The following is an 11241-nucleotide window of genomic DNA, read 5'->3' as shown; positions in this document are numbered from 1 at the left end:
CGGCCGGCCACCGCACGGGGCCGGCCGGGCTGTACGGGCGCTGCAGCGCCATCATTCTTGGGGAATCGTCGTGTCCTTCCATCGAAGTGTGTTGTTGTCCCTGTTCGTTGCCGCCTCGGTGGCCGTTGTTCCCGCCGCGCCGGTGCAGGCGCAGAGCGCCTACTTCTTCCCGCAGACCACGCAGGCGGCGGATTTCGATCCGGCCATTCCCACCCCGCAGCAGTACCTAGGCTACGAGGTCGGCAGCCGCTATACCCGCCACGACCAGCTGGTCGGCTACTTCAAGGAACTGGCCCGGCTGTCGGACAAGATCAAGGTGCAGGAGATCGGCCGCAGCTACGAAGGCCGTCCACTGCTGATCGCCACGCTGACCGGCGCGCAGAACCATGCGCGGCTGGAATCGATCCGGCAGCAGCACGCCACGCTGGTGGATCCGGCGCAGCCGCGCAGCGCCGCCGGCGACAGCCCGGTGGTGGTGTGGCTGGGGTACAGCGTGCACGGCAACGAGACTTCCAGCGGCGAGGCGGCGATGCTCACCGCGTACTATCTGGTGGCCAACCGCAGCGCCGAAACCCGGCAATGGCTGCAGCACGCGGTGGTGCTGTTCGACCCGGCGCAGAATCCCGATGGCCGCGACCGCGCCGCCAACTGGCACAACGCGTACGCGTCCAGCCCCGCCTCGCCTGATCCGGCCGACAAGGAGCACGTGGAGCCGTTCCCGCAGGGGCGCACCAACCACTATTTCACCGACCTCAACCGCGACTGGCTGGCACTGACCCAGCAGGACAGCCGGCCGAAGATCGAGGTGTTCCACCAGTGGTATCCGAACGTCCAGATCGATTTCCACGAGATGGGCAAGGACAGCACGTACTACTTCGAGCCGTCACCGAAGAGCATGCACAGCCCGCTGCTGCCGGCGTCGTCGTACGAGTTCAACAAGACCCTCGCCAAGTACCACGCCGCGTCGCTGGATGCGCTCGGTTCGCTGTACTACACCGGTGAAAACTACGACAACTTCTCCCCGGTGTATGGCTCGACCTACCCGGACTTCCATGGTGCGGTCGGGGTGACCGTCGAACAGGCGAGCTCGCGCGGACGGGTGCAGGAGTCGGTCAACGGTCCGTTGACGTTCCCGTTCACAATCCGCAACCAGGTGGCCACCGGGCTGGGCACGGTGCGCGGCGCGGTGGCCGAGCGCGAAGGCCTGCTGTCGCTGCAGAAATCCTTCTTCCAGTCGGCGCTGAAGCAGGCGGGCCAGCAGCCGTTGAAGAGCTTCGTGTTCGGCGACGCGCATGATCCCGCGCTGACCCGCAAGCTGCTGGAACTGCTGCTGCTGCATCGGATCGAGGTGCATGCGCTGGCATCGGCGGTCACCGTGGAGGGACGCCGTTTCGAACCCGGCAGCGCCTATGTGGTGCCGGCGGCGCAGCCGCAGTTCCGGCTGGTGCATTCGATTTTCGCCGACACCCCGCAGATCAAGGGAGATGTGTTCTACGGCAGTACCTCGTATGCGATCGCACTCGGCGTATGGGGTGGCTTTCGCGGCCAGCAAGAGCCGGATCGGCGAGGGCGCGCGGGTGACCGCGGTGGCCGACGCCCAGGGGGGCGTGCAGGGCGGACAGGCCGGCTATGCGTACGTGATCGACTGGCGTGACTACAACGCCGGCCGCGCGCTGTATGCGTTGCAGGCCAAGGGGCTGTCCACGCGGGCCGCGTTCCAGGCGTTCACCGCCGGCACGTCGGCCGGCGAGGTGGCCTTCGCCCCGGGCAGCATCGTGGTGCCGGTCGCCGGCCAGCCGCTGCAGGGCGCTGCGCTGCTGGAGGCGGTGCAGGCCGCGGCCAGGGACAGTGGTGTGCAGGCGTATGCGCTGGCCAGCGGCCAGAGCCGCGGTGGCATCGACCTGGGCAGCGACAGCGTCAAGGCGCTGCGCAAGCCGGCCGTGGCGCTGGTGATGGGCGAGGGCGTCAACGCGACCGAGATCGGCTCGGCATGGTTCCTGCTGGACCAGCAGCTGCAGCTGCCGGCGAGCAAGATCGACCCATCGCAACTGGGCAAGGTCGCGCTGGACCGCTACACCTCGATCGTGTTGTCCGGTGGCAAGTACGAGGGCGTGGACGAAGCGGCGGTTGCCGCGTTGAAGCGCTGGATCCAGGCCGGCGGATCGCTGGTGACCTATGGCACCGCCTCGCGCTGGGCGATCGAGAAGAAGCTGGCCGATGGCGAGAAGCTGGGCACCGATGAAGACACCGCCGATGCCTCGCGCAAGGCGTTCGGTGACCAGCGCGACATCGCGGCCATCGAGCGGGTGAGTGGCAACATCCTGAGCGCGGATATCGATACCAGCCATCCGCTGGGCTTCGGCACGCCGCGCCGGCAGTTGGCGGTGAACAAGGAAAACGCGGTGGTATTGCAGCCCAGTGCCAATCCGTTTTCCACGGTGGTGCGGGTGGACGAGCAGGTGCGCGTGAATGGCTATCTGTCCGAGCGCAATCGTGCGCGGGTGAGCGGTTCGGCGTGGTTGCTGGTGTCGCCGCAGGGGCAGGGCAACGTGGTGCTGTTTGCCGATGATCCGGCGCACCGCAAGTACTGGCACGGGACGGACCGGTTGCTGGTCAATGCGCTGTTCTTCGGCAATCTGTTGAACCCCGCCAAGCCGCGCGGGTAAGCGGTCGGGTTTGCCGGGTTTGCAGCCCGGCGGCCTGCTTTTTCAAGCCACGTCAACGGCAACGGCAACGGCAAGAGCTGCAGGGCTGTTGCGTTGGCGGGGCGGGGTGGCTGTGCAGGACACGCCGCAAGTACGTCCGTGTAGTCTCGCTTTTCGCATCCATGCGAAAAGACGGTCCTGCACAGCCACCCCGCCCGCCCTTCGACAGGTCCATGGTGGCCCGGGTAGAGCCGCCCCATGATCGGCGGATGCTGGGGGATAGGGGCTGAGGGTTTCCTTCGACCATGGGTCGGCGCTACCGCTTTTCTTCTTTTTTCTTACGCGGCGGGTGGCCACCGGAACCTGTCAGGGCGCCGGGTGGTGGGGCTGGGCGGGGGCGTTGAGCGCCATGGATGGCGCGAAACGAGGCCCGCAGGATGCGGCTGTTGCCGTCCCCCGACCAGCCCCGCCACCCGGCGCCAAACCCGCAAAACGCTACAAACCACCCCCCGCGAGGGGCCCGGCCGCTCGCAGCCTCAACAATCGTATTGCGAATCATTCGCAATAGGCATAGAGTGTGCGCCGCCGGACTGGGGCCGGTGCCTTCCACTCGAGATGCCGATGAAAACCTGCCTGCTGGCCGGCCTGTTGCTGGCCGCCGCCGTGATGCCTGCCCATGCGCATACGCCTTACCTGGCGCCTGCCACATTCCAGATCCAGCCCACCAGCCTGGTGACGCTGGATGCCAGCTTTGCCGAAACCTTCTTCGTGCCTGAAGTGGTGTTCGACAACAGCACCTTCGTGGTGACCGATCCGGACGGCGTGCAGCACGCGCCGGACACCGTGCACCTGCTCAAGACCCGCGCGGTGGTGGAACAGCGCCTGCGGGGCAAGAAGGGCACCTACCGTTTCAGCACCGGCAACCGCCTGGGCGCGGTGTTCCGCACTTTCAACGTCAACGGCAAGGTCGAAAGCAGCCGCGATCCGTCCGCGCCGCTGCCGGCGGGGGCGAAGATCGTCTCGCATTACCAGAGCCTGTCGCGTTCGGAGGTGTACCTGACCGCCGGCGCGCCGACCACCGACGCGCTCGCGCCGTATGGGAAGGGCCTGGAGCTGGTGCCGGTGACCCACCCGAGCGACCTGTACGTGGGCGAGCACTTCCAGTTCGAAGTGCGCTACGACGGCAAGCCGCTGCCGGCGCAGAAGGTGGAGATCAACCGCGCGCTCGGCGATGGACAGGCACAGCCGGCACCGATCGAGCTGACCACCGATGCCGCCGGCAAGGCCAGCCTGCCGCTGCAGCACGCCGGCGCCTACCTGGCGCTGATCCGCTACCGCGGCGCGGCGCCGGAAGGCGCAGCTGCACCGCAGTACGGCAACAATTACACGCTCAGCTTCCGCGTGCTGGAACCGTAAGCCACCTCTTCCAAGGCCCAACCGAATGAACAAGATCGTGATCGTCATGGCCCTGCTGGCCGCGACCAGCAGCGCTGCCGCACAGGCACCGCAGGCCGGCGCGAAGGCACCGTCCTCCGCTGCTGCGGATTTCCTTGAACAGTTCGATCCGCAGGACACCGGCGCGGTCAGCTGGGCGCAGTTCGAGGCGTTCCGACGCGCCCGCTACGCCGCGACCGACCGCAACGGCGATGGCAGCGTGGACAAGCAGGAGTACATCGACGAATACCTGCAGCGCTTCGACGAGCGCCTGGCCAAGGCCCGCGAAGGGCACCTGCGGCAGACCGATACGCGCTTCAAGGCGCTGGACCGCAACAACGACGGCCGCATCAGCCGCGATGAGTTCGACGCGGCCGGTGAACGCACCTGGGCCGGCTACGAGAAGAGCCAGGAAGCGACCCGCGAGAGTGCGGCGGCGAGCAACCGTGATCCGCTGAAGATGCCGACCTCGCACACTGCCAACGGCATGCTCGAACTGTATGACCGCAACGGCGACGGGGTGGTCGACCGGGCCGAGTTCGACGCTGCGCGTGCGGCGACCTTCGCCGCCACCGACGGCAACGGGGATGGCCAGCTGGAGCTCGCCGAGTACACCGCCGAGTTTGCCGGCCGCCTGGATGCGCAGCGCGCCAAGGTACGCGAGGCCGGCGGTCGCCAGGCAGGCGTTCGTTTCGGTGCGCTGGACAGCGACAAGGACGGTCAGATGACCTTCGCCGAGTACCAGGTGTCGGGCAAGCGCCTGTTCGAGCGCGCGGACACCAACGGCGACCGGATCGTCGATGCGCGCGACCCGGAACCGGTGGCAACGCCCTGATCCAACCGGGTGCCGACACGCTGCCGGCACCCGCGCACCGCGCCCGATCGCCGCGCGCATGCAGCCCCCCTTCCCACGACCTCCCAGCCCGCACCGGCGCCCCGCGCGCCGACAGCCAGGAACGGCGTACGTCCAGCCCTTTCTCCCTGCGGAGCTTTCCCGATGAACCTGTCCTTATCCCTGCTTTCGCTGGCGGTGCTCGCCAGCCTGTCCGCGATTCCCGTCGCGCATGCCGACGCACCGGCCGATGCCGGGACCCTCGACACCGTGCGCGTGGAAGCCGAGCGCGCCAGGAAGAACACGTCGCGCAACCAGAACGTCACCGTCCTCAGCGCCGCCGACCTGGATGCGGAAATGGCCAACAACATGGAGGAAGCCATCCGCTACATTCCCGGCGTCAGCGTGGTCGACATGGGCCGCTTCGGTGACAACGGCTTCAACATCCGTGGCCTGGAAAGCGATCGCGTGGCGATCACCGTGGACGGCCTGAGCCTGGGCGAATCGGTGGAGACCGCGCGTTCGTATGAGTTCTTCCGCGGTGGCCGCGGCGACGTGGACATCGACACGCTGAAGAGCCTGCAGGTGATCAAGGGCGCCGATTCCATCACCGCCGGCAGCGGGGCGCTGGGCGGCGCGGTGGTGTTCACCACCAAGGATCCGGCCGACTACCTGAAGCCGGCCGGCAACGATACGCACGTCGGCATGAAGTTCGGTTACAGCGGTTCCAACGATGAAACGATGGGGACGCTGACCTTCGCCAACCGCACCGGCATCGCGGAATCGATGCTGGACTACACCCGCCGCGAAGGCCATGAGTCGGAGAGCTGGTACGACACCACGGTGGACCGCATCGGCGTCGGCAGGCGTACACCGGACCCGGTGGACAGCACCCGCGACAACCTGCTGGGCAAGCTGGACCTGCAGCTGGACGAGCGCAACACGCTCGGCTTCATGGTCGAGCGCGGCCGCGCCCGCAATGAAGTGGACAACCTGTCGCGGGTCTATTCGCCGGGCTACCTGGAGCGCCGCGGTGACGACCGCAACGACCGTGACCGTTACGGCGTGCGCTGGCAGTACCGTGCGCAGAACGCGTTGTTCGACAGCATGGAAGCGCAGCTGGACCACCAGGTCACCGAGAGCCGTGGGCTGACCACCATCCTCGCCGGCAGTGGCTGCCCGGGCCGCACCGTGCCATGCCTGCGCAGCGAGAACCGCTCCACCGAGCAGACCCTCGACCGTGCAGCGCTGGATTTCAGCAAGGTGCTGGACAACGCTGGCACGCGCCATGACATCGTCTACGGCCTCGCCTGGCAGACCCGCGACGTCGACTTCACGGCGGTGGACACGCGCTGGACGGCGGCCGGCGACATCGCCACCGTGGACCAGGATCCGCGCCAGGTGCCGAAGACCGATGCACGCAACTGGAACCTCTACCTGCGTGACAGCGTCACCCTGGTGGATGAGCGGCTGGTGCTCAGCGGCGGCGCCCGCTACGACCGCTATGACTACTCGCCGACGGTGGACGCGACCTTCGTCGATCCGACCGGAAGCGTGCGCGACCTGCAGTTCTCAGCCCCCAGCTGGCAGCTCGGTGCCGAGTTCCGCTTCCTGCCCGACCACGCCGTGTGGGCCCAGGTCGGCCGTGGTTTCCGCGCGCCCAGCGTGGCCGACCTTTACTCGCCGACCGGCAGCACCGTTGCCTTCGATGCCATCACCGGTGCCCAGGTGCAGTTCGACACGTCTTCGTCCAACCCGGAGCTGGATGCGGAAAAGAGCCTCAACGTGGAGCTGGGCTACCGCTGGAGCACCGACCGTGGCCAGCTGGGTTTCTCGCTGTTCCGCGACCGCTACAGCAACTTCATCGAGACGGTCACCACTGCCCAGGCGTATGCCAACGGCTACCGCACCACCGCGACCGCGCCGATCCAGTACAGCTACAACGCGACGATGCCGATGAACGCCGGCAAGGTCACGGTGAAGGGGGCCGAGCTGGAAGGCCGCTGGCAGTTCAGCGATGCGTGGTCTTCGCGCATTGCCGCCGCTTACAGCGAAGGCGAGAAGGCCAACGGGGACCCGCTTGAAAGCATCGTACCGGCCAGCGTGGTGGTCGGCCTGCGCTACGCGCCATCGCCGGTGTGGAATGTCACCGCCAACCTGACCCATGCGTGGGGCAAGGATGCCGACGATGCCTACACCACCCTGGCCAACGGCACGCGCGAGACGCCGGACTGGGTGGGCAAGGCCGATGGCTATACCGTGCTCGACCTGGTGGGCAGCTGGAACGTCACCGAGCAGCTGCGGGTCAGCGCGGGCGTGTACAACCTGACCGACCGTGAGTACTACCTGTGGCAGCGCGTGCGTGGCGTCTTCGAGGGCACCAACACGTTGTATGGCTACGTCAACGCGGAGGGCATCGGCCGTTACAGCGAGCCGGGCCGCAACGCGCGGGTGACGGTGGCCTACAGCTTCTGACCGAGCCTGCCGGCCGCGGCGCTGCCCGGCGGGCGTAAACGAAGAAGGGACGGAGCTCGCGCTTCGTCCCTTCTGCATTGCAGGCCTGACGGCGCAGGCCGTCAGCTACGCATGGCGCGGATCAGACCGCGCGGCTGCTGCCCTGGCTGCGGCCGCCACCACCACGACGCTGGCCCTGGCCCTGCGCGGCACGCGCCTGGCCGGCACCACCGCCGCCTTCACGACGACCACCGCCGGTCTTCTTCGGGCCGGCATGGGCGTGACGCGGGGCGTCGCCATGCGGGCGACGTGCATGCGAGGTCTTGCGCACGCCACGGTCACCCATATCGCTGTCGGCCTTGCCCGGGGCGCTGTTGCCCCAGCGGATCGGCACCTGCAGCTCGAAGCCCGGCACGTCGCGGATGTCCATGTCGCGGCCCAGCAGGCGCACGATCTGGCGCAGCAGCTTCACTTCATCCTGGGCAACCAGCGAGATCGCTTCGCCGGTGGCACCGTTGCGGCCGGTACGGCCGATGCGGTGCACGTAGTCTTCGGCCACCATCGGCAGGTCGAAGTTGATCACCTTCGGCAGCTCGTTGATGTCGATGCCGCGCGCGGCGATGTCGGTAGCCACCAGCACGGTGACGCGGCCGGCCTTGAAGTCGGCCAGTGCGCGCAGGCGCTGGCCCTGGCTCTTGTTGCCGTGGATCGCGGCAGTCTTGATGCCGGACTTGTCCAGGAACGCGGCCAGCTTGTCGCTGCCGTGCTTGGTGCGGGCGAAGACCAGGGTCTGCTCGCGGCTGTCCTGGGCGAGCAGGTGCAGCAGCAGGTCGCGCTTGCGACCGCCGTCGACCGGGTGCACGCGGTGGGTGATCAGCTCGGCGACGGTGTTCTTCGGCGTGACCTGGATCTGTTCCGGGTTGCGCATGAACTCCAGCGCCAGCTGCTTGATGCTCTCTTCGAAGGTCGCCGAGAACAGCAGGGTCTGGCGGTTCTGCTTGGGCAGCTTGGCCAGGATGCGCTTGATCGACGGCAGGAAGCCCATGTCAAGCATGCGATCGGCTTCGTCCAGCACCAGCACTTCAATGCCGGACAGGTCGATGCTGCGACGCTCGATATGGTCGATCAGGCGGCCCGGGCAGGCCACCAGCAGGTCCACGCCACGGCGCAGGATGTCCAGCTGGTTGCCCATGCCGACGCCGCCGTAGATGCAGGCGCTCGGGATGCGCAGGTACTTGCTGTAGCCGCGCAGGCTGTCGTGCACCTGGGTGGCCAGTTCGCGGGTCGGGGTCAGGATCAGGGCGCGCGGCTTGCGCGGGCCGCCGCTGGACACTTCCTGCGAATTGGTGGCCAGGTGCTGCAGCAGCGGCAGGCCGAAGGCAGCGGTCTTGCCGGTGCCGGTCTGTGCGCCGGCCAGCAGGTCACGGCCGGCCAGGGCGAGCGGGATGGCCTGCTCCTGGATGGCGGTCGGGGTTTCATAGCCCTGCTCGGAAAGCGCACGCAGCAGGAAGGGCGCAAGGCCCAGGGATTCAAAAGACATTCGAGAAAGCTCCAAAAACAGAGAACGCCTGACCGAATGGCCAAGCGGGGGCAGATCGATGAGATCGGCTGACTCGGAGCGTTCCCGTGAACCGCGCTGCGAGAAATTGGGTGCAGCCAGCGCGGAGAGCGCAGGCTGGAATGCGTGACGAACGGCGCCGGAGTGGGGGCGGGCGAGGGGTCGGGTGACCTGGCTCGCCGGCGGTCCCGGAGGGAAACGGACGGCCGCTGCAGACCGGCGAAGTCTAACCGAAGAATGAGATCCGGCGCAAAGGTGCGTGTTCAGGTTGTGCTTCGGTGCAAAAGCCGGATCCGGATGGGGGCCGGGCGGGGAGGCGGTGCGGGGGGACGGCAAAGGCCGCATTCTGCGGGCCTCGTTTCGCGCCATCCATGGCGCTCAACGCCCCCGCACCGCCTCCCCGCCCGGCCCTCTGACAGGTTCCTGGTGTCCGCCGGGTGGGCAGCACCGACGACTACGCCAGGAGCCGCTGCGAACCCTCCCCGCCCGGGCCTCTGACAGGTTCCGGTGCCCTTCGCGCGTGCGACGGCTGCATCAACGCGGCCGGCGTACACTGCCTGCGATGCGGCGGCGCAGCTTTCCGGCGTCGCGGGGGTTTGATTACACTTGAAACTTGTTTGCCACCTCAGCCGGATGTGCCCATGAAGCTTGGTTCTTTGAAGGAAGGCGGCCGCGACGGCACCTTGATCGTCGTTTCGCGTGACCTGCAGCACGGGGTGCGTGCCACCGGTATCGCGGCGACGTTGCAGGCGGCGCTGGAAGACTGGGCGCGCAGCGCGCCGCGGTTGCAGGCGTTGTCGGAGTCGCTGAATGCCGGCGATGCCGATGGGGTCTTCGACATTGATATGCAGGCGCTCGCCTCACCACTGCCGCGCGCCTATGAATTCCTGGATGGCAGTGCCTACCTGCCGCACGTGGCGCGGGTACGCCGGGCACGTGGCGCGGAGGTGCCTGACAGCTTCTATACAGATCCGCTGATGTACCAGGCCACCAGCGCGGGTTTCCACGGTCCGCGCGATGCGGTGAAGGTGGTCAGCGAAGACCACGGCATCGACCTGGAAGCCGAGATCGTGGTGATCACCGATGACGTGCCGATGGCGGTCAGCCCGGAACAGGCGGCCGACCACATCCAGCTGATCGGACTGGTCAATGACGTATCGCTGCGCAACCTGATCCCGGGCGAGCTGGCCAAGGGCTTCGGTTTCCTGCAGTCCAAGCCGCGTTCGGCGTTGTCGCCGGTGTTCGTCACCCCCGATGAGCTCGGTGATGCCTGGCGGGACAGCAAGCTGCACCTGCCGCTGGTGACCCACGTCAACGGCACCTGGTTCGGCGCGCCGGACGCCGGAGTGGACATGCAGTTCAACTTCGGCCAGCTGGTGGCGCACGCGGCAAAGACGCGTCCGCTGAGCGCGGGCACGATCGTCGGTTCGGGCACCATCGCCAACGATGACACCAGCAAGGGCGCGTCGTGTTTCGCCGAACTGCGGACGGTGGAAACGCTGCGCGACGGCAAGCCGAGTACGCCGTTCATGTCCTTCGGTGACGTGGTGCGCATCGAGATGCTGGATGCGAACGGTGCCAGCATTTTCGGCGCCATCGAACAGCGCATCGAGCAGGCTGCCAAGCCGTGAGTGGTGGTGGTGCGGCGGCGGCGGGCGGGCAGGGCGGGATCGTCCTGCATACCTACTGGCGCTCCAGCGCCGCCTACCGGGTGCGCATCGGGCTCAACCTGAAGGGGTTGGCCTGGCAGGCCCACGCGGTGCACCTGGTGCGCGGGGGCGGGGAACAGCATCGCGACAGCTATCACCGGCTGAATCCGCAGGAGCTGGTCCCCACCCTGCAGCATCGTGGGCAGGTGCTGACCCAGTCGATGGCGATCCTGGAATACCTGGACGAGGTGTTTGCCGATCCCCCGCTGCTGCCGGTTGATCCAGTGGCGCGTGCGCGCGTCCGCGCGTTGGCGCAGTTGGTGGCCTGCGATATCCATCCGATCAACAACCTGCGGGTGATGCAGTACTTGGAAGGGCCGCTGCAGCTGGCCGCGGATGCGCGCACGCAGTGGACCCTGCACTGGATGGCCGAAGGGCTGTCGGCGATGGAGACGATGCTGGCGGCCAGCGCCGACACCGGCACGTTCTGCCACGGTGAACAGCCCGGCCTGGCCGATGCCTGCCTGGTGCCCCAGTTGTACAACGCGCATCGCTTCGGGTTGGATCTGGCCGGCTATCCGATCCTGCGCCGCATCGAGGCGGCCTGCCTGGCGCACCCCGCCTTTGACGCCGCCCGCCCCGAAAAGCAACCCGACGCCGCCTGACGAA

6 protein-coding genes and 1 pseudogene are annotated in these 11241 nt (G+C 67.6%); 6 read left to right on the top strand and 1 reads right to left on the bottom strand.

What is annotated here, in order from left to right:
* Positions 1–70 precede the first annotated feature (70 nt).
* The 4 genes and pseudogenes from QE373_RS16025 (at position 71) to QE373_RS16010 (ending at position 7386) form a co-directional block, all read left to right on the top strand.
* A pseudogene (locus QE373_RS16025) lies at positions 71–2666 on the top strand (M14 family zinc carboxypeptidase).
* Positions 2667–3266: 600 nt separating this feature from the next.
* Positions 3267–4061, top strand: coding sequence for a DUF4198 domain-containing protein (locus tag QE373_RS16020; RefSeq protein WP_309688400.1), 795 nt, complete (start codon positions 3267–3269; stop codon positions 4059–4061).
* 25 nt (positions 4062–4086) lie between these two features.
* Complete coding sequence (locus QE373_RS16015) at positions 4087–4914, top strand: EF-hand domain-containing protein (protein ID WP_309688397.1); 828 nt, start codon at positions 4087–4089, stop codon at positions 4912–4914.
* Positions 4915–5076: 162 nt separating this feature from the next.
* Positions 5077–7386, top strand: coding sequence for a TonB-dependent hemoglobin/transferrin/lactoferrin family receptor (locus QE373_RS16010; protein WP_309688393.1), 2310 nt, complete (start codon positions 5077–5079; stop codon positions 7384–7386).
* A 121-nt stretch (positions 7387–7507) separates the two neighbouring features.
* Here the strand turns inward: QE373_RS16010 and QE373_RS16005 are convergent, their stop codons facing one another.
* Positions 7508–8905, bottom strand: a complete 1398-nt coding sequence (locus tag QE373_RS16005) for a DEAD/DEAH box helicase (protein WP_057507920.1) — start codon at positions 8903–8905, stop codon at positions 7508–7510.
* A gap of 659 nt (positions 8906–9564) precedes the next feature.
* On the opposite strand from QE373_RS16005, the gene QE373_RS16000 reads away from it, so the two are divergent.
* Entirely contained in the window at positions 9565–10554 is a 990-nt protein-coding gene (locus QE373_RS16000; protein WP_309688387.1) for a fumarylacetoacetate hydrolase family protein, read from the top strand.
* A complete protein-coding gene (gene maiA / locus QE373_RS15995; RefSeq protein ID WP_309688384.1) occupies positions 10551–11237 on the top strand; it encodes a maleylacetoacetate isomerase in 687 nt (228 codons plus the stop codon). The genes QE373_RS16000 and maiA overlap by 4 nt, the downstream gene beginning before the upstream one ends.
* The last annotated feature ends 4 nt before the right edge of the window (positions 11238–11241 follow it).

This window comes from Stenotrophomonas sp. SORGH_AS_0321, from assembly GCF_031453215.1.
GTDB lineage: Bacteria > Pseudomonadota > Gammaproteobacteria > Xanthomonadales > Xanthomonadaceae > Stenotrophomonas > Stenotrophomonas chelatiphaga.
The sequence above is the reverse complement of the archived record's forward strand: the minus strand, read 5'-3'. Positions and strand labels throughout refer to the sequence as shown.

What these genes read in the sequence shown, in the direction of transcription:
- QE373_RS16020 (WP_309688400.1), top strand. Translation starts at nt 3,267, where the DNA reads ATGAAAACCTGCCTGCTGGCCGGCCTGTTGCTGGCCGCCGCCGTGATG.
- QE373_RS16000 (WP_309688387.1), top strand. Translation starts at nt 9,565, where the DNA reads ATGAAGCTTGGTTCTTTGAAGGAAGGCGGCCGCGACGGCACCTTGATC.
- QE373_RS16015 (WP_309688397.1), top strand. Translation starts at nt 4,087, where the DNA reads ATGAACAAGATCGTGATCGTCATGGCCCTGCTGGCCGCGACCAGCAGC.
- QE373_RS16005 (WP_057507920.1), bottom strand. Translation starts at nt 8,905, where the DNA reads ATGTCTTTTGAATCCCTGGGCCTTGCGCCCTTCCTGCTGCGTGCGCTT.
- QE373_RS16010 (WP_309688393.1), top strand. Translation starts at nt 5,077, where the DNA reads ATGAACCTGTCCTTATCCCTGCTTTCGCTGGCGGTGCTCGCCAGCCTG.